Source organism: Pseudomonas serbica (assembly GCF_028823535.1).
Lineage (GTDB): Bacteria > Pseudomonadota > Gammaproteobacteria > Pseudomonadales > Pseudomonadaceae > Aquipseudomonas > Aquipseudomonas serbica.
In genome coordinates this window covers 589,881-608,652 of record NZ_JAQIYM010000001.1, presented here as the reverse complement: position 1 = coordinate 608,652, position 18,772 = coordinate 589,881, and the positions used below count along the sequence as shown (strand labels likewise).

Genomic DNA, 18,772 nt, shown 5'->3' with positions numbered 1-18,772 from the left:
CCCGGCTGGGCGCCCCAACCCCCGCTCCCACAATGCCTGGTGCTGATACCCTTATGCAAAACCCAACCCGAGAGGACCCATGGCCCTTCCCAGCCGCCATTCACTCTTCCCGTTCCTCACATGGTTACCCCGGCAAACCCGCGCCAGCGTCGGTCGTGACCTGGTTGTCGGCCTCAGTGGCGCGATTCTCGCGTTGCCGCAATCCATCGCCTACGCGCTGATCGCCGGTCTCCCGCCGGAATACGGCCTGTATGCGGCGATCATCCCGGTGCTGATCGCTTGTCTCTGGGGCTCGTCGTGGCATTTGATCTGTGGTCCTACGGCGGCCATCTCCATCGTCCTGTACGCCAGCGTTAGTCCTCTGGCCGTTCCGGCAACGCAAGACTACGTCACGCTAATCCTGTTGCTGACCTTCCTGGCCGGGATTTTCCAGTGGCTGCTGGGTTTGCTGCGCTTCGGTGCGCTGGTCAATTTCGTCTCTCATTCGGTCGTGCTTGGCTTCACCCTCGGCGCAGCGGTGGTGATTGCCGTCGGCCAGTTGCCCAACCTGCTGGGCCTGGACCTGCCCAGCCAAGCCACCGCACTGGACAGTTTCATCACCTTGTTCAAACATCTGGGCGACGTGGATAAACCTTCACTGATGCTCGGAGTGGCCACCGTCGTGGTCGGCGTGATCCTCAAGCTGTGCTTGCCGCGCTGGCCGACGCTGCTGATTACCCTGGTGCTGGGCGCCGTGCTGGTCTGGCTCTGGCCATCGATGTTCGGGCATGTGCGGCTGGTCAGCGCATTCACCGGCCAGTTGCCGCCTTTCAGTCCACTGCCGCTGGACCTCGACCTGATCCTGCGCCTGCTGCCCAGTGCCGTGGCGGTCGGTATGCTCGGACTGGTCACCAGCTTGTCGATTGCCCGTTCGATATCCGCACGTTCGCAGCAAATACTCGACGCAAACCAAGAAGTTCGCGCCCAAGGACTGTCGAATATCGTTGGTGCGTTTTTTTCCGGATCGCTCTCGGCCGGCTCCTTCACCCGTTCAGGCCTGAGCTACGAAGCGGGAGCCTGTTCGCCGCTGGCGGGGGTTTTTTCGGCATTGTGGGTGGCGCTGTTTGCGATTTTTGGTGCGAGCCTGATCGCCCACATTCCTGTCCCGGCCATGGCCGGCAGTATTTTGTTGATCGCCTGGGGCCTGGTGGATCATCGGGGCATTCGTGCGTTACTACGGGTCAGTCGCGCCGAGTTCGTGGTGATGGGCCTGACCTGCATTGCCACGCTGCTGCTGGAACTGCAGACGGCGATTTATGCAGGGGTGTTGGCGTCGCTGTTTTTTTACCTCAAGCGCACCTCGCAGCCACGGGTGCAACATATACGCGACGGCGATGAAGACATTTTGCGGGTCGGCGGCTCGATTTTTTTCGGCGCCAGCCATTACCTGCAAGTTCGCCTGCAACGCATGCACGGTGCACGCGTGGTGATCGAGGCGCAACAGATCAACTTCATCGACTATTCAGGGGTGGAGATGCTGCATCAGGAAGCGCGGCGGCTATTGCGCCAGGACCGCAGCCTGACGCTGCGCCGGGCCCGGCCACAAGTGGTGGATGAATTGAGGAAGCTGGAAGGGGCAGAGAAATGCCCGATCCGGTTTGAGGACTGAAACCCTTGCAGGAGCTGGCTTGCCAGCGAAGGCGTCCTTAAGAACGCCAAAAGCTTCGCGGGCAAGCCCGCTCCTACAGGGACTGTGTCAATTGCCGACGAAGCTCCGCCAACACCGGCGCTGTATCCGGACGCACCCCGCGCCACAGGAAAAAGGCTTCGGCCGCCTGTTCGGCCAACATCCCCAGTCCATCCATCGACACCGCCGCGCCATGTTCGCTGGCCCAACGGCAGAACGAGGTCGGCTCCTTGCCGTACATCATGTCGTAGCAAACCGTTTTGCCCGGCTCGATCAGGCTCGGCGCAATCGGCGGCACCTCGCCTGTCAGGCTCGCGGACGTCGCATTGATGATCAGATCCACCGACTCCTGCAGCCAGTCATAACCACTGGCCGATACCGGGCCCAGATCGCAGAACAGTTCCGCCAGCAACTCGGCCTTGTCCACTGTACGGTTGGCGATGACCACCGAAGCCGGCTGTTCGGCCAACAACGGCTCCAGTGCCCCGCGCACTGCACCACCGGCACCCAGCAGCAGGATGCGCTTGCCCTTGAGGCTGAACCCGGCGTTGACCGTCAGATCCCGCACCAGTCCGGCCCCATCGGTGTTGTCGCCCAGCAAGCTGCCATCGGCCAGTTTGCTCAGGGTGTTCACCGCACCGGCCCGTTGTGCCCGCGCCGTCAGGCTGTCCGCGAGGCGATAGGCGTCTTCCTTGAACGGCACAGTTACATTCGCGCCACGACCTTCGAGGAAAAACGCCCGGGCGCAGCCGGAAAAATCATCGAGGGGCGCGAGCGACGTGCTGTAGTCAAGCTTCTGCGCGGTCTGCTCGGCGAACAGGCGATGAATCAGTGGCGACTTGCTGTGGCCAATCGGGTTACCGAAAACGACATAACGGTCCATCAACATTCCTCTCAGGCCTGGGCCAGCCAATCGCGGTCTTGCAGGAAGTATTCAGTCAGGCGCGCTTCTTCGCTGCCAGGCTCGGCTTTCCAGTCGTAACCCCAGCGAACTTGCGGCGGCAGCGACATGAGGATCGACTCGGTACGGCCACCCGATTGCAGGCCGAACAGCGTGCCACGGTCGTAGACCAGATTGAACTCGACGTAGCGCCCACGACGGAACTCCTGGAACTCCCGCTGCTTGGCCGTGTAGGCAGCGTTTTTGCGGCGCTGCACGATCGGCAGGTACGCCTCGATGTACGCGTCACCGATGGCCCGCATGAACGCGAAGCTGGTGTCGAAGTCCCACTCGTTCAGGTCATCGAAAAACAAGCCGCCGATGCCCCGGGGCTCGTGGCGATGCTTGATATGGAAATAGCTGTCGCACCAGGCCTTGTAACGCGGGTAGACGTCCGCACCGAACGGCGCACAGGCCTGTTCGGCGACGCGGTGCCAGTGCACGCAATCTTCTTCATTGCCGTAGTACGGCGTCAGGTCGAAACCGCCGCCAAACCACCAGACCGGCTCTTCACCTTCTTTTTCAGCGATGAAAAACCGCACGTTGGCGTGGGAAGTCGGTACATGCGGGTTGTGTGGGTGGATCACCAGCGACACGCCCAGGGCCTCGAAGCCGCGCCCGGCCAGTTCCGGCCGATGGGCGCTGGCCGACGGTGGCAAACCACTGCCGAAGACGTGGGAAAAGTTGACGCCGCCCTTTTCGATGACCGCGCCATTCTCGACCACTCGTGTGCGTCCGCCACCGCCAGCAGGCCGGGTCCAGGCGTCTTCGACGAAGCGTGTGCCGCCGTCTTCGGCCTCCAGGGCAGCGCAAATACGGTCTTGCAGATCGAGCAGGTAGGCTTTTACGGCCTCGGTGCGGGTAGTCATGGCATCACCTTGGATCGGGCAAAGCTACGCGGCGCTCCATCGGAGCGGCCTCGCAAATGGGCGCGTAGCATACCACCGCCGATGCACTCGTCGCAGTTGACGAAGATCACGCTTCGGAGCCAGATAGCGGACTTGGTACAACGATCTCAGGAGAGTGCAGATGGCAAAGCGTATCCAGTTCCGTGCCCATGGTGGCCCCGAAGTCCTTGAGTACGTGGACTATCAACCCGCCGAGCCCGGCCCGCAGCAGGTCCGCGTGACCAACAAGGCCATCGGCCTGAACTTCATCGACACCTATTACCGCAGCGGCCTCTATCCGCCACCGGCCCTGCCATCGGGTCTCGGCTCGGAAGGCGCGGGCGTGGTCGAGGCGGTCGGCAGCGAAGTGACCCGGTTCAAGGTCGGCGATCGCGTGGCGTACGGCAGCGGTCCGTTGGGCGCCTACAGCGAAGTTCACGTATTGCCCGAGGCCAACCTGGTGCGCCTGCCGGACGCTATCAGTTTCGAGCAGGCCGCCGGGGTGATGCTCAAGGGCCTGACCGTGCAGTACCTGCTACGCCAGACCTATGAACTCAAGGGAGGCGAAACCATCCTGTTCCACGCCGCTGCCGGCGGCGTCGGTTCCCTGGCCTGCCAATGGGCCAAGGCCTTGGGCGTGAAGTTGATCGGCACCGTGAGTTCGGCAGAGAAGGCCGCGCTGGCCAAGGCCAATGGTGCCTGGGCGACCATCGACTACAGCCATGAAAACGTCGCGCAACGCGTCCTGGAATTGACCGACGGCAAAAAAGTCCCGGTGGTGTACGACGGCGTCGGCAAGGACACCTGGCTGACCTCGCTCGACAGCGTGGCGCCCCGTGGGCTGGTGGTGAGCTTCGGCAATGCGTCGGGGGCAGTCGACGGGGTGAACCTGGGGATTCTGGCGGGCAAAGGCTCGTTGTACGTCACCCGGCCGACACTGGCGACCTACGCCAACAACGCCGAGAACCTGCAGCGCATGGCCGACGAGTTGTTCGAAATGATCATCAGCGGCAAGCTGACGGTGGACATCAGCCAGCGTTATCCACTGGCGGACGCAGCGAAGGCGCAGACCGAGTTGTCGGCGCGGCGTACGACCGGGTCGGTCATTCTGTTGCCTTGAGGACGCCTTCGCTGGCGAGCCAGCGCCTACAGGTTTTGTGGCGTTCACAAAACCCTTGTAGGCGCTGGCCTGCCAGCGATGAACGATGACGCGGTCTTAATCCGGGCGCACAACATGCCCGGTCGCCAGATCCCGAATGACACTCGGGTTCTTGCGCCCACCCAGGTTCCCGCCCAAGACCAGATCAACCTGCCCCCGGAAATACTGCTCGACACGAATCCGCGTGCGAGCCGCCGGCCGGCCCTGGGGATTGGCGGACGTCGACACCAGCGGCCCGACCAAGGCGCACAACTCCCGCACCTGGGGATGATCGCTGACCCGCAACGCCACCGTTTCATGCACACCAGTAATCCACTCCGGCAACATGTTCTGATGCGGCACCAACCAGGTGTTCGGCCCGGGCCAGGTACTGGCCATGCGGTCCATCCACAGCTCGGGGAAGTCTTCAAAGAGGAAGTCGAACTGGCGGATATTGTCGGCGACCAGGATCAGGCCCTTATCCACGGACCGGCCCTTGATCAGCAGCAAACGATCCACCGCCTCTTCATCCCACGGGTCGCAACCCAGACCCCAGACAGCTTCGGTTGGGTAGGCAATCACCGCCCCTGCGCGAATTGCTCGTGCGGCTTGCTGCACACGCCAACTGTTGACCATGAAAAACTCTCCAGAATAAGGCTCTGCGCAGTTTACCCATCTTCGATGTAAAACCTAGCTTACCCGCGCAAACCAACGGCCGTTTTCGCAGACGGCCCGGCCGTCCATTTCCAGCTCCGTCAACGTCGCCAGTACCTTGGGCAAGGTCCAGCCACTGGCATCGGCCAGTGCTTCGCTGGTATGGGGGGCGGCGTGGAGCAGCGTCAGCAGTGGATGGCTGGTTTCGACCGCGGAGGTTTCCGTTGCAAACGGCAGCTGCTGCCAGCCCCGCAAGGCTTCGAGAATATGCTCGATGGTTTCCACCAGTACGGCGCCATCGCGAATCAGCTGATGGCAACCGCGAGCACCAGGATGATGAATTGATCCCGGAATTGCATACACCTCGCGCCCCTGTTCCGCCGCCAGCCGGGCCGTGATCAATGAGCCGCTGGCAACGCTGGCCTCAACCACCAGCACGCCAAGGGACAAACCGCTGATAATTCGGTTGCGTCGGGGGAAGTTACTGGCGCTGGGAGCGGCGTCCAGCGGAAACTCCGAAAGCACCGCGCTGCCGGACGCGATCATGGCATCCGCCAGGCGCCGATTGCGCTGTGGATAAAAGTTTTCAAGTCCCGTGCCAAGTACCCCAACCGTTCGCCCGCCCACGTCCAGTGCCGCCTGATGCGCGGCGGCATCGATCCCCAGGGCGAGGCCGCTGGTGATGACAAACCCGGCACCGGCCAGGCTGCGGGAAAACGCGGCGGCGGTGTCCATGCCTGGCCGTGAAGCACGCCGGCTGCCGACCATCGCCAATTGCGGTTTTTCCAGAATTTGTGGATCGCCCGCCACGAATAGCAGAGGTGGCGCGTCGCTGATCTGCGCCAGCAGCGCTGGGTAGTCAGGCTGGTCCCACATCAGCAAATGCTGGCCCTGACGCTCTAGCCAGGCTAATGCATGGCTGGCGCCGTCACGAATTTCAGGGGCGCGCCTGGCCTCGCAACACACCAGCGGCAAGCCGAGCGCTCGCCAGGCACTGGCAGGTGCACTGATCGCTTTGGACGCAGAACCGAAGGCTTCCAGCAATTTCCTGAAACGCGCCGGGCCAAGCTCCGGCAGACGATGCAGACGTAAACGGGCTTCCAGTTCCGCAGGGGAAACTGGTGTAGCAACTGGTATCGACATGGATCATCCTTGATCGTTATGAGCACCCGTCGAAACGGGAATAAGCTGTGGATAACTCTGTTGGTAACTTGTGAAGTCAGCTAAGGATTCTGCACCTTGTCCAGCACTGACAAAGAGCGTGAGGCGTTGAGCACCAGCCCGTAGCTGAGCTTGTCGTAAGTGCGAAAAACCATCAGCAGGCCGGCACGCTCATCCGGAATCTTCAAGGACTGGCCGGTGACACGGTCGCGCACGGTTTCGCCGGTTTTCATCACCGCCAGCACATTCCCTTCGGCCAGGCCGTCCCTTTGCCCCTTGTTCAAGGTAACCACGTCCAGCGCGCCGATCTGCGTAACCCCGCGCGGCACATCGATGATCAGGCCATGGACCTGGGTGTCGGGGGCGCTGGGCATGAAGGTCGAATTGATCGAGCGTTGTTCGCCGCTGAACAGACGGTCGCCCAGGCGCACCTCCTGGGTCGTGCGCTGCAGCGCCAGCGTCGCGACGTCGCCTTCGGTGGCGACGATCTCGCCACCGCCAATGTCATCGGCATTGATGCCGAGGAACTCCTGGGTCTGCGGATCGGTGTAGACCTTGCCCTGGCGGAAGATGCCGTACACCGGTTGGGCCGGGTCGAAGTGGCCGCGGGCGAAGATGCGGTCGCCTGTGCCGCTGAGTACGCGCTCGGCATCACCGGCAACGATATAAGGCGCCTGGTCGAAATCCTCGGCCTTATCGACGATGCGATTGCTCAGCAAAAAGCTGTTGATCGATTTCAGCGGGATGCTCGGGATGGCGTCGGCCACCGGGCTGCTGCGTACCCGTGGCGAAAGCTTGATGGTGCCCCGCGATGCGCCGCGATTGTGGGTTAGACGCGGCCGGCCGTCGACGTAAACCAGCGATAGCGTGTCGCCGGGGTAGATGAGGTCTGGATTTTCGATCTGTGGGTTGGCCTGCCAGAGTTGCAGCCATTGCCATGGCTGCTGCAGATATTTCCCCGATATGTCCCAGAGTGTGTCGCCCGTTGCCACGGTGTACTGCTGTGGAAAACCCTCCCTGAGTTGCACTTGCCCGTGCGCAAAACCTGCCGAGGCCAGAAGGAGCAGGGCGAGTAGTGATTTCCTCATGCGATGAATCCCTTTATTATGTACATTCGCGTGAAACGCCAGAGCCCTCGGTGGCTCGCTCCCGGCTTGCTTATGAAAAGAAGGGAGCTACGTTTTACATCGGTAGCCTGCATCTTCGGAGTGGCCAGGCCATCGACTCGACCTTACTTCACACGTGCAGTCATCAAAGCTTATGGCCATTTTAAACATCCTCGAATTCCCTGACCCGCGCCTGCGTACGATCGCCAAGACAGTGACCGTAGTGGACGACGAAGTGCGTCAGCTGGTCGATGATATGTTTGAAACAATGTATGAAGCGCCAGGCATCGGCCTCGCCGCGACCCAGGTCAACGTGCACAAACGTATCGTCGTGATGGACCTCTCCGAAGACCGCAGCGAACCACGGGTTTTCATCAACCCCGAGTTCGAGTCCCTGACCGACGAGATGGAGCAATACCAGGAAGGCTGCCTCTCGGTGCCGGGTTTCTACGAAAACGTCGATCGCCCGCAGAAGGTCAAGGTCAAGGCCCTGGACCGCGACGGCCAGCCTTACGAACTGATCGCCGAAGGCCTGCTCGCCGTTTGCATCCAGCACGAATGCGACCACCTGAATGGCAAATTGTTCGTCGACTACCTGTCCACGCTCAAACGCGACCGCATCAAGAAGAAACTGGAAAAACTTCACCGCCAGAACGCTTGATGCCCTCTTCAAAGGCTTGCCGCGGCAAGCCTTTTTCTTTTCAAGATGCTTTGTAATCGAGAGCTTTCATGACTGAGCCACTGCGCATTGTCTTTGCCGGCACCCCGGAATTCGCCGCCGAACACCTCAAGGCCCTGCTCGACAGCCCTTACGAGATCGTTGCGGTCTACACCCAGCCGGATCGTCCAGCGGGCCGCGGGCAAAAGCTGATGCCGAGCCCGGTCAAGCAACTGGCTCTGGAGAACAATATTACGGTGCTGCAACCGCCGACCTTGCGCAATGCAGACGCCCAAGCCGAATTAGCCGCGCTGAAGCCGGACTTGATGGTGGTGGTTGCCTACGGCCTGATCCTGCCGCAAGTGGTGCTGGATATTCCGCGCCTGGGCTGCATCAACAGCCACGCATCCTTGTTGCCGCGCTGGCGCGGTGCGGCGCCGATCCAGCGCGCCGTCGAAGCCGGTGACAGTGAAAGCGGCGTGACGGTGATGCGCATGGAAGCCGGCCTGGACACCGGGCCGATGCTACTCAAAGTCATCACGCCGATCAGCGCCCAGGACACCGGTGGCAGCTTGCACGACCGTCTGGCCGAAATGGGCCCGCCTGCCGTGGTCCAGGCGATTGCCGGCCTCGCCGCCGGAACGCTGGAAGGTGAAGTGCAGGACGACAGCCTTGCCACCTACGCCCACAAGTTGAACAAGGACGAGGCGCGCATCGACTGGACGCGCCCTGCGGTTGAGCTGGAGCGCCTGGTTCGGGCTTTCAACCCTTGGCCGATCACCCACAGCACACTGAATGGCGAAGCGTTGAAGGTACTGGCGGCGAACCTGGCCGAAGGGCAGGGCGCTCCGGGCGAAATTCTCGGCGCCAGCAAGGACGGGCTGCTCGTCGCTTGCGGTGAGCAGGCCCTGTGCCTGACCCGCCTGCAATTGCCCGGTGGCAAGGCGCTGAACTTCAGCGACCTGTTCAACAGCCGTCGTGAGAAATTCGCCATCGGCACCGTCCTCGGTCAAGTGGTGGACGCTCAATGAACCCGCGTCTGGCCGCCGCCAAGGCACTCGCCGCTGTCCTGAACGGAAAAGCATCGCTCAACAGTTCACTGCCAACGCAACTGGACAAGGTCGAAGACCGCGATCGCGGCTTCACCCAGGACCTGGCCTTCGGCACCGCTCGCTGGCAGCCGCGCTTGTCGGCGCTGGCGGCCAAGTTGCTGCAGAAACCGTTCAAGGCCACCGACGCCGATGTCGAGGCACTGTTGCTGGTCGGTCTCTACCAACTGCTCTACACCCGCGTCCCGCCACACGCCGCGATTGGCGAAACCGTGGGTTGCGCCGACAAGCTGAAAAAGCCTTGGGCCAAGGCCTTGCTCAATGCCGTACTGCGCCGCGCGCAGCGGGAAAGCGAAACCCTGCTGGCCGAGCTGGAGCACGACCCGGTGGTGCGTACCGCTCACCCGCGCTGGCTGCAAAAATCGCTCAAAGCCTTTTGGCCCGAGCAGTGGGAAGCCATTTGCACGGCGAACAACGCGCACCCGCCGATGATCCTGCGGGTCAACCGCCGCCATCACAGCCGTGATGCCTACCTCGGGCTGCTCAGTGAAGCGGGCATTGCCGCCAGCGCTTGCGTCTACAGCCGCGACGGCATCATCCTCGAGTCAGCCGCTGACGTGCGCAGCCTGCCAGGCTTCGCCGAAGGCTGGATCAGCGTGCAAGACGAAGCGGCCCAACTGGCCGCCGATTTGCTGGACCTGGCGCCGGGCCAGCGCGTGCTCGACGCGTGCTGTGCCCCTGGTGGCAAGACCTGCCATATCCTCGAAGCTGAGCCCAAACTGGCCGGCGTCGTCGCGGTAGACCTCGAAGCCAAGCGCCTGGTGCGGGTCCGTGAGAACCTCGAACGCCTGAAACTGAGTGCCGAACTGATCGCCGCCGATGGCCGCGACACCGCCACCTGGTGGGACGGCAAGCCCTTCCAGCGCATCCTCCTCGATGCACCTTGCTCGGCCACCGGCGTAATTCGCCGCCACCCGGATATCAAGCTGACTCGCCAGCCCGATGACATCGCCGCGCTGGCGGTGCTTCAAGGCGAGTTGCTCAACGCCCTGTGGCACACCTTGGAGGTGGGTGGCATCCTGCTTTACGCCACCTGTTCGACGCTGCCGACCGAGAACACCGAAGTGATCGAGTCTTTCCTCGCTCGCACTCCGGGTGCCCGCGAACTGGACCTGGCCACGACGGCTGGAATCAAGCAGCCCCATGGGCGGCAATTGCTGGCCCAGGAAGGCGGCCACGACGGGTTCTACTACGCCAAGCTGATCAAGATCGCCGCCGTACGCGGTTAACGGATTCAACGGAGTGACTGGATGAAAATCATCATCCTTGGAGCGGGGCAGGTCGGCGGTTCGCTGGCGGAGCACCTGGCAAGCGAAGCAAATGACATTACCGTGGTCGACACCGATGGCGAACGCCTGCGTGACCTCGGTGACCGACTGGACATCCGCACGGTGCAAGGTCGCGGTTCGCTGCCGAGCATCCTGCGCCAGGCCGGCGCCGACGACGCCGACATGCTGGTCGCCGTGACCAGCAGCGATGAAACCAACATGGTCGCCTGCCAGGTTGCCCACACCCTGTTCCATACACCGACCAAGATCGCCCGCGTCCGTGAAGCGGCGTACCTGACCCGCACCGAACTGTTCGACAACGAAGCGATCCCGGTGGACGTGCTGATCAGCCCCGAGCAAGTGGTCACCAATTACATAAAGCGCCTGATCCAGCATCCGGGCGCCTTGCAGGTGATCGACTTCGCCGAGGGCAAGGCGCAATTGGTCGCGGTGCGGGCGTACTACGGCGGTCCGTTGGTGGGTCAGCAATTGCGCCAGCTGCGTGAACACATGCCGAATGTCGAAACCCGCGTAGCGGCGATATTCCGTCGTGACCGGCCGATCCTGCCCCAGGGCGATACAGTGATCGAAGCGGATGACGAAGTGTTCTTCATTGCCGCACGAGCGAATATTCGAGCGGTCATGAGTGAAATGCGCCGTCTCGACGAGACCTACAAGCGCATCGTCATCGCCGGTGGCGGGCAGATTGGGGAACGTCTGGCCGAAGCCATCGAAAGCCGGTACCAGGTGAAGATCATCGAGATGAACCCGGCGCGCTGCCGCCACCTCTCGGACACCCTCGACAGCACCGTGGTGTTGCAAGGCAGCGCCTCGGACCGAGACCTGCTGCTGGAAGAGAACATCGCCGACGCCGACATCTTCCTGGCCCTGACCAACGATGACGAGGCCAACATCATGTCCTCGCTGCTGGCCAAGCGCCTGGGCGCGAAGAAGGTGATGACCATCATCAACAACCCGGCCTACGTCGACCTGATACAAGGCGGCGACATCGACATCGCCATCAGCCCGCAACTGGCGACCATCGGGACGTTGCTGGCGCATGTACGGCGCGGCGATATCGTCAGCGTGCACTCACTGCGCCGCGGCGCGGCGGAAGCCATCGAGGCCATTGCCCATGGCGATGCGAAATCGAGCAAGGTGATCGGCAAGGCCATCGAGAATATCGGCTTGCCGCCGGGCACCACGATTGGCGCCATCATTCGCGATGAAGAGGTCATTATCGCGCACGATGACACCGTGATCGCAGCCGGCGACCATGTGATCCTGTTCCTTGTGGATAAAAAGCATATCCGCGATGTGGAAAAGCTGTTCCATGTCGGACTGAGCTTCTTCTGATCCGAATTATTTGCTGCCAGCAGGGGTCTCTTAGCGAGCAAGCCCGCTCCCACATTTGATCTTTGGTGAACACAAAACCAATGTGGGAGCGGGCTTGCTCGCGAAGGCGGCCTCACTAATCCGGATGAACGCCTGACACCCCTAAGATAAGGAATCCACCATGATCGAATCCCTGGAAAAAATGCTCGCCAAGGGTGTGGATAACTCGCTGCTACGCTTCGGCCTGGGCAAGGGCTATCTGGATCTGGGAGAACACGCCAAGGCGGCAGAGCATTTCCAGCGTTGCGTCGAATTCGACCCAAAATATTCGGCAGCCTGGAAACTGCTCGGCAAGGCCCAACTTGCCCTGACTGACTTTGCAGCCGCGCGTCAGGCTTGGGAGCAAGGCATCGAAGCCGCCATAGCCCATGGCGACAAGCAGGCTGAGAAAGAAATGACGGTTTTCCTGAAAAAACTCGACCGTCAGGCGCACTGATCAGAGATAACGCAAGCCAATGCCTTCGGCATCCACCTGCACCACTTCCATGCGCACCCGCGGCGCGCCTGTGGGTAAGTCCTGCACCTGCCCGTAGACCACCGTACCCCGGGGCAAGGCGGCCAAGGCCGGATGCTTGACGTAGACACCTGTGGCCGACAGATTGCGGGTCTGGCCCAAGCATTCGCCGAGGCTTTCATGACTGATTTTGATACGAAATGATTTGCGCTGTTCGGACATCTGCTGCGCCCTTGAATGAACGGTTGTGGATAACGCCAAGGTCAAGGTTATCCACAGATCATGCCAAACGACTCAATACCAGCGTTCTTCACCCGGTGGACGCTTCTTGAAGCGCTTCATGCTCCACATGTACTGACTCGGATACGCCCGCACGTAACGCTCGACGACCTGGCTCATGGCCGCGCAGGAGGTGGCGGTATCTGTGCTGTACATCGCTTCCGGCGCGGCTTCCAGAATCACTTTGTAGCCTGAACCGTCCGGCAGCCGCAGGGCGTGCAGGAATACGCCGACCGCCTTGCCACCGGCGAGCATGTTCGGCACGAACTTGCTGGTCAACGCCTGGGTGGCGAAGAATGGCACGAAGATCCCTGCAGATTCGGCTGGTTCCGGGTCAGCAGGAATACCCACTGCACCACCTTTGCGCACTTCCTTGATGACGCTGAGAATGCCTTCCTTGGTAGAAGCGGCGACCTTGTTGCCCAACTGCACTCGCTGCTTTTGCAGCAATTCATCCACCGCCTTCAATTTCGGCGGGCGATAGAAAATGATCGGTTTGCACTGGCTGCAATAGAAGTGATTGAGCACTTCCCAGTTGCCCAGGTGACTGGTGATGCCCACTACGCCCTTGCCGGAGGCGAGGGCGTCTTTCAATACGTCGAGGCCTTCCACTTCACGGACCAGGTCGATGGAACGCTGGGCCGGCCAGATCCAGGCGCAGGCGCTTTCGGTCAGGGACTTGCCGATGTCCTTGAGGCTCTGGCCCACCAGGCGCTCACGCTCGGCGGGGTCCATGTCGGGAAAGCACTTGGACAGATTGATCCGCACCACGTCGCGGGAACGGTTCGGGGTTTTCCACATGACCCAGCCTATCGCCGAGCCCACGGCCTGAACCGCCCGCCACGGGAGCAGGGCAAACAGCCGCAGAGCGCCTACCAGCAAGGCGCCTTTCAACTTATCCACAGTTCACTCCTGATCTTGTGCTGTGCGCGAGGCGGCTATTCTAACCGCCGTTCGCCAGCTGCGCGTAGCGATCGCAATCCCGGGTATGGTCCATGACCATGCCCGAAGCCTGCATCAGCGCGTAACAGATGGTCGGGCCAACGAAGGTGAACCCGGCTTTTTTCAAGCCCTTGCTCATCTCCACCGCCTCGGGGGTGATGGCCGGCACTTCGGATCGATCGCTGAAGTGATTGATCTTCGGTACACCGCCGACAAAGGACCAGAGAAACGCCACCGGGTCCTCCAGCGCCATCCAGGCCTGGGCATTGCGCCGGGCCGCGTTGAGCTTGAGGCGATTACGGATGATGCCCGGGTCGAGCATCAATTCATCGACTTCCGCGTCGCTCATCTGCGCCACGCGCTGCACGTCGAAGCCGTACATCACCCGTCGATAGTGCTCGCGTTTGCGCAGCACGGTGATCCAGGAAAGGCCGGCCTGGAACCCTTCGAGCAAAAGCAACTCGAACAGTCCCTGCGCATCGCGTAGCGGCGTGCCCCACTCCTGATCGTGATAAGCCATGTATAGCGGATCTTCGGAACACCAAAAGCAGCGTGGCATAAGGCTCCAGGGGGCGTGCGCAGCAATGAATCGGGTATACTCCCGCTCTTTAAATCGCAGCCCAAGAAACAGGTGAATTTCGTGAGCCAGCCTACGCCAGCCGTGCGTACCTTCCAAGACTTGATCCTCGCCCTCCAGCAATACTGGGCCGAGCAAGGTTGTGTGGTACTTCAGCCCTACGATATGGAAGTAGGCGCCGGCACTTTCCACACTGCAACATTCCTGCGCGCCATTGGCCCGGAAACCTGGAACGCCGCTTATGTGCAGCCAAGTCGTCGCCCGACTGACGGCCGCTACGGCGAAAACCCGAACCGTCTGCAGCACTACTACCAATTCCAGGTGGTGCTCAAGCCAAACCCGGACAACTTCCAGGAGCTGTACCTGGGCTCCCTCAAGCACGTGGGCCTGGACCCATTGGTGCATGACATCCGCTTCGTCGAAGACAACTGGGAATCGCCGACCCTCGGCGCCTGGGGTCTGGGCTGGGAAGTCTGGCTCAACGGCATGGAAGTGACCCAGTTCACCTATTTCCAGCAAGCGGGCGGCATCGAATGCTACCCGGTGACCGGTGAGATCACTTACGGCCTGGAGCGCCTGGCCATGTACCTGCAAGGCGTGGATTCGGTCTACGACCTGGTCTGGGCTGACGGTCCGTTCGGCAAAGTGACCTACGGCGACGTGTTCCACCAGAACGAAGTGGAGCAGTCGACCTACAACTTCGAACACGCCAACGTCGAGAAGCTGTTCGAACTGTTCGATTTCTACGAAAGCGAAGCCAAGCGCCTGATCGAACTCGACCAGCCGCTGCCGTTGCCGAGCTACGAAATGGTGTTGAAGGCCTCCCATACCTTCAACCTGCTGGATGCGCGCCGGGCAATTTCCGTGACCGCGCGTCAGCAATACATCCTGCGTGTACGCACCCTGGCGCGTTCCGTTGCGCAAGCCTACCTGCTGGCTCGCGCCAAGCTGGGCTTCCCGATGGCGACCCCGGACCTGCGTGACGAAGTACTGGCCAAGCTGGAGGCTGCACAATGAGTGCTCTGGATTTTCTGGTTGAACTGGGCACTGAAGAACTGCCACCCAAGGCCCTGAACACCCTGGCCGAGGCGTTCCTTGCCGGTATCGACAAGGGCCTGCAAGCTGCCGGCCTGAACTACGAGACCAAAACCGTTTATGCCGCGCCGCGCCGTCTGGCGGTGCTGATCACGTCGCTGGCCACCCAGCAGCCGGATCGCAGCATCAACCTCGATGGCCCGCCACGCCAGGCCGCGTTCGATGCCGAAGGCAACCCGACCCAAGCGGCACTGGGTTTTGCCAAGAAGTGCGGGGTCGACCTGAGCGAAATCGATCAGAGCGGTCCGAAACTGCGCTACAGCCAGAGCATCGCCGGCAAGCCGACCGCGAGCTTGCTGCCGACCATCGTCGAAGACTCGCTGAACGACCTGCCGATCCCGAAACGCATGCGTTGGGGTGCGCGCAAGGAAGAGTTCGTGCGTCCGACGCAATGGCTGGTAATGCTCTTCGGTGACCAGGTCATCGACTGCACCATCCTCGCCCAGAAGTCCGGCCGCGATTCCCGTGGCCACCGCTTCCACCACCCGGAAAACGTGCGCATCGGTTCGCCGTCCAGCTACCTGGCCGACCTGCGTGCCGCCTACGTACTGGCTGACGCCAACGAGCGTCGCGACATCATCAGCAAGCGCACCGAAGAACTGGCCACCCGTCAGGAAGGCACGGCGATCGTTCCGCCAGCCCTGCTCGACGAAGTGACCGCGCTGGTCGAGTGGCCAGTACCGCTGGTGTGCTCGTTCGAGGAACGTTTCCTCGACGTACCGCAAGAAGCGCTGATCACCACCATGCAGGACAACCAGAAGTACTTCTGCCTGCTGGATGCCGAAGGCAAGTTGCTGCCACGTTTCATTACCGTGGCCAACATCGAAAGCAAAGACCCGCAGCAGATCATCGCCGGTAACGAGAAAGTGGTTCGCCCACGCCTGACCGACGCCGAGTTCTTCTTCAAGCAAGACAAGAAGCAGAAGCTCGAAGACTTCAACCAGCGCCTGCAAAACGTGGTGTTCCAGGAAAAACTGGGCAGCGTCTACGACAAGGCCGAGCGCGTTTCCAAGCTCGCCGCCTATATCGCCGCGCGCATTGGCGGCAACGCTTCGTGGGCCGCTCGTGCAGGCTTGCTGTCCAAATGCGACCTGGCGACCGAAATGGTCGGCGAGTTCCCGGAAATGCAAGGTGTCGCCGGGTACTACTACGCCCTCAATGACGGCGAGCCAGAAGACGTCGCCCTGGCCCTGAACGAGCAGTACATGCCGCGCGGTGCCGGTGCCGAACTGCCAGCCACCCTGACCGGTGCGGCCGTGGCCATCGCCGACAAGCTGGATACCCTGGTGGGAATCTTCGGTATCGGCATGCTGCCGACCGGTAGCAAAGACCCGTACGCCCTGCGCCGCGCCGCGTTGGGTGTGCTGCGTATCCTGATCGAGAAACAACTGGATCTGGACCTGAACGACGCCGTGGCCTTCGCCGTGAATGCGTTCGGCACCAAGGTCAAGGCTGCCGGCCTCAATGACGCCGTGCTGGAATTCATCTTCGACCGCCTGCGTGCACGTTATGAGGATGAAGGCGTCGACGTGGCGACCTACCTGTCGGTTCGTGCCCTGAACCCGGGCTCGGCCCTGGACTTCGACCAGCGCGTACAAGCGGTACAAGCCTTCCGCAAGTTGCCGGAAGCTGCGGCCCTGGCGGCGGTGAACAAGCGCGTATCGAACTTGCTGAGCAAGGTCGAAGGCTCGGTGCCGACCGTAGTCGAAGCCAAGTACTTCGACAATGCCAACGAGTTCTCCCTGTACTCGGCGATCCAGCAGGCCGACCAGGCTGTCCAGCCTATGGCTGCGGCGCGTCAGTACAGCGAGTCGCTGGCACGCCTGGCCGCCTTGCGCGAGCCGGTGGATGCGTTCTTCGAAGCAGTGATGGTCAACGCGGAAGATGCCAATGTCCGCGCCAACCGTTATGCCTTGCTGGCCCGTCTGCGTGGGTTGTTCCTGGGCGTCGCCGATATTTCGTTGCTGGGGTAAAGACGGTTTGAAACTGCTGATTCTCGATCGGGACGGGGTGATCAATTACGACTCCGACGCTTACATAAAGTCGGTGGAGGAGTGGATTCCACTCCCCGGGTCGATCGAAGCCATCGCGCAGTTGAGCAAGGCCGGCTGGACGGTGGCAGTCGCCACCAACCAGTCGGGCATCGCTCGCGGCTATTACGACCTCGCCACCCTGGACGCCATGCACGCGCGCTTGCGCTCGCTGGTGGCCGAGCAGGGTGGGGAAGTCGGGCTGATCGTCTACTGCCCGCACGGGCCGGACGAAGGCTGCGATTGCCGCAAGCCAAAACCTGGGATGCTGAAAAGCATCGCCGCACATTACAACGTATCGCTGACAAATCTATGGTTCGTCGGCGATAGTCTCGGTGACCTGGAAGCCGCCAAAGCCGTCGACTCTCAGCCAGTTTTGGTAAAGACCGGGAAAGGCGAAAAGACTTTGGGCAAGACCCTTCCGGTAGGCACATTGATTTTCGACGATCTGGCGGCGATTGCCGCAGAACTTATCCACAATTAGAGCTCTTTCGAAATCCTGACCAAGGAACGTTCGGGAGTGCGCTTGAACCGTTACGGTAAACGTCGCCATGTCGATACTGCAGGCCATCAGAACCTTCCTCTTTTACCTGCTGCTGGGCACCAGCTCCCTGCTGTGGTGCAGCCTGAGTTTTTTTATCGCGCCCTTTCTCCCGTTCAAGGCGCGCTATCGTTTCATCAACGTCTATTGGTGCCGCTGCGCCTTGTGGCTGAGCAAGGTGTTCCTGGGCATTCGCTACGAAGTGAAGGGTGCCGAGAACGTACCGACACAACCCTGCGTGATTCAGTCGAACCACCAGAGCACCTGGGAGACCTTTTTTCTCTCGGCCTATTTCTCACCATTGAGCCAGGTGCTCAAGCGCGAACTGCTTTACGTGCCGTTCTTTGGCTGGGCCATGGCCATGCTCCGTCCGATCGCCATCGACCGGGACAACCCGAAAGCAGCACTCAAGCATGTCGCCAAGAAAGGCGATGAATTGCTCAAGGACAACGTCTGGGTGCTGATTTTCCCCGAAGGCACACGCGTTCCCTATGGCACCATCGGAAAATTCTCCCGAGGGGGTACGGCGCTGGCGGTGAATGCCGAGCTGCCGGTGCTGCCGATTGCGCACAACGCTGGCAAGTTCTGGCCAAAAACCGGTTGGAAGAAGAAGCAGGGCGTCATCACCGTGATCATCGGCGCACCGATGTATGCCGAAGGTAGTGGACCACGGGCCATCGCCGATCTGAACGACCGGGTCCAGGCCTGGAACGAGCAAATGCAACGGGAAATGGGCTCTCTGCCACCGGCTCCGCAAGCACCGGTTGCCAACGATCAGGCAGTTGTCTGAGCTTCTGTGGATAAGCTGTGTACCGTTTGTGAGAAAAGCGTCGAAATTCTCTCCTAACATAATGATTTATATAGATATTTCT

The 18,772-nt window shown here is 61.3% G+C and carries 19 protein-coding genes; 11 read left to right on the top strand and 8 right to left on the bottom strand.

The window, feature by feature from the left end; all coding sequences use genetic code 11:
• Window positions 1-79 precede the first annotated feature (79 nt).
• Window positions 80-1,648, top strand: a complete 1,569-nt coding sequence (locus tag NQL71_RS02795) for a SulP family inorganic anion transporter (protein WP_166620473.1) — start codon at window positions 80-82, stop codon at window positions 1,646-1,648.
• A 73-nt stretch (window positions 1,649-1,721) separates the two neighbouring features.
• On the opposite strand, the gene aroE is transcribed toward NQL71_RS02795, so the two are convergent.
• Together aroE and hemF are read right to left on the bottom strand one after the other, a co-directional pair.
• Window positions 1,722-2,549: a shikimate dehydrogenase gene (gene aroE, locus NQL71_RS02790; protein ID WP_046818636.1), complete on the bottom strand. Its 828-nt coding sequence runs from the start codon at window positions 2,547-2,549 to the stop codon at window positions 1,722-1,724.
• 11 nt (window positions 2,550-2,560) lie between these two features.
• Complete coding sequence (hemF, locus tag NQL71_RS02785; RefSeq protein WP_046818635.1) at window positions 2,561-3,475, bottom strand: oxygen-dependent coproporphyrinogen oxidase; 915 nt, start codon at window positions 3,473-3,475, stop codon at window positions 2,561-2,563.
• Window positions 3,476-3,635: 160 nt separating this feature from the next.
• Between hemF and NQL71_RS02780 the strand changes: the two genes are divergently transcribed.
• Complete coding sequence (locus NQL71_RS02780) at window positions 3,636-4,613, top strand: NADPH:quinone reductase (RefSeq protein ID WP_166620474.1); 978 nt, start codon at window positions 3,636-3,638, stop codon at window positions 4,611-4,613.
• 96 nt (window positions 4,614-4,709) lie between these two features.
• Here the strand turns inward: NQL71_RS02780 and tsaC are convergent, their stop codons facing one another.
• From tsaC to NQL71_RS02765, 3 genes are all read right to left on the bottom strand, one after another.
• The gene (gene tsaC, locus NQL71_RS02775) at window positions 4,710-5,267 is read right to left on the bottom strand and encodes an L-threonylcarbamoyladenylate synthase type 1 TsaC (RefSeq protein WP_046818633.1); all 558 of its coding nucleotides are present in this window, start codon (window positions 5,265-5,267) and stop codon (window positions 4,710-4,712) included.
• Window positions 5,268-5,321: 54 nt separating this feature from the next.
• On the bottom strand, window positions 5,322-6,428 hold the full coding sequence (dprA, locus tag NQL71_RS02770) for a DNA-processing protein DprA (RefSeq protein ID WP_274642232.1): 1,107 nt from the start codon (window positions 6,426-6,428) through the stop codon (window positions 5,322-5,324).
• Between the two features lie 80 nt (window positions 6,429-6,508).
• On the bottom strand, window positions 6,509-7,534 hold the full coding sequence (locus tag NQL71_RS02765; RefSeq protein WP_274642231.1) for a LysM peptidoglycan-binding domain-containing protein: 1,026 nt from the start codon (window positions 7,532-7,534) through the stop codon (window positions 6,509-6,511).
• A gap of 172 nt (window positions 7,535-7,706) precedes the next feature.
• Between NQL71_RS02765 and def the strand changes: the two genes are divergently transcribed.
• From def to NQL71_RS02740, 5 genes are all read left to right on the top strand, one after another.
• Window positions 7,707-8,213 (top strand): peptide deformylase, encoded by a 507-nt coding sequence (gene def / locus NQL71_RS02760; RefSeq protein WP_046818630.1) that lies wholly within the window; start codon window positions 7,707-7,709, stop codon window positions 8,211-8,213.
• A 68-nt stretch (window positions 8,214-8,281) separates the two neighbouring features.
• Complete coding sequence (gene fmt, locus NQL71_RS02755; RefSeq protein ID WP_274642230.1) at window positions 8,282-9,241, top strand: methionyl-tRNA formyltransferase; 960 nt, start codon at window positions 8,282-8,284, stop codon at window positions 9,239-9,241.
• Window positions 9,238-10,548, top strand: coding sequence for a 16S rRNA (cytosine(967)-C(5))-methyltransferase RsmB (gene rsmB, locus NQL71_RS02750; RefSeq protein ID WP_274642229.1), 1,311 nt, complete (start codon window positions 9,238-9,240; stop codon window positions 10,546-10,548). The genes fmt and rsmB overlap by 4 nt, the downstream gene beginning before the upstream one ends.
• Window positions 10,549-10,569: 21 nt before the next feature.
• Window positions 10,570-11,943 (top strand): Trk system potassium transporter TrkA, encoded by a 1,374-nt coding sequence (trkA, locus tag NQL71_RS02745; protein ID WP_046818627.1) that lies wholly within the window; start codon window positions 10,570-10,572, stop codon window positions 11,941-11,943.
• Between the two features lie 160 nt (window positions 11,944-12,103).
• Window positions 12,104-12,418 (top strand): tetratricopeptide repeat protein, encoded by a 315-nt coding sequence (locus NQL71_RS02740; protein ID WP_274642228.1) that lies wholly within the window; start codon window positions 12,104-12,106, stop codon window positions 12,416-12,418.
• Here the strand turns inward: NQL71_RS02740 and NQL71_RS02735 are convergent, their stop codons facing one another.
• The 3 genes from NQL71_RS02735 to tag form a co-directional block, all read right to left on the bottom strand.
• A complete protein-coding gene (locus NQL71_RS02735) occupies window positions 12,419-12,658 on the bottom strand; it encodes a PilZ domain-containing protein (protein WP_046818625.1) in 240 nt (79 codons plus the stop codon).
• Window positions 12,659-12,730: 72 nt separating this feature from the next.
• Window positions 12,731-13,618, bottom strand: a complete 888-nt coding sequence (locus tag NQL71_RS02730) for a lysophospholipid acyltransferase (RefSeq protein ID WP_046818624.1) — start codon at window positions 13,616-13,618, stop codon at window positions 12,731-12,733.
• A 40-nt stretch (window positions 13,619-13,658) separates the two neighbouring features.
• Window positions 13,659-14,216 (bottom strand): DNA-3-methyladenine glycosylase I, encoded by a 558-nt coding sequence (gene tag, locus NQL71_RS02725; RefSeq protein WP_046818623.1) that lies wholly within the window; start codon window positions 14,214-14,216, stop codon window positions 13,659-13,661.
• An 81-nt stretch (window positions 14,217-14,297) separates the two neighbouring features.
• Here tag and glyQ point away from each other — a divergent pair, with 81 nt between their 5' ends.
• The 4 genes from glyQ (at window position 14,298) to NQL71_RS02705 (ending at window position 18,690) form a co-directional block, all read left to right on the top strand.
• Window positions 14,298-15,251: a glycine--tRNA ligase subunit alpha gene (gene glyQ / locus NQL71_RS02720; protein ID WP_003213601.1), complete on the top strand. Its 954-nt coding sequence runs from the start codon at window positions 14,298-14,300 to the stop codon at window positions 15,249-15,251.
• Entirely contained in the window at window positions 15,248-17,302 is a 2,055-nt protein-coding gene (glyS, locus tag NQL71_RS02715) for a glycine--tRNA ligase subunit beta (protein ID WP_077185070.1), read from the top strand. The genes glyQ and glyS overlap by 4 nt, the downstream gene beginning before the upstream one ends.
• A gap of 7 nt (window positions 17,303-17,309) precedes the next feature.
• Window positions 17,310-17,843, top strand: a complete 534-nt coding sequence (gmhB, locus tag NQL71_RS02710) for a D-glycero-beta-D-manno-heptose 1,7-bisphosphate 7-phosphatase (protein WP_046818621.1) — start codon at window positions 17,310-17,312, stop codon at window positions 17,841-17,843.
• A gap of 67 nt (window positions 17,844-17,910) precedes the next feature.
• Window positions 17,911-18,690, top strand: coding sequence for a lysophospholipid acyltransferase family protein (locus NQL71_RS02705; RefSeq protein ID WP_046818620.1), 780 nt, complete (start codon window positions 17,911-17,913; stop codon window positions 18,688-18,690).
• Window positions 18,691-18,772: the final 82 nt, after the last annotated feature.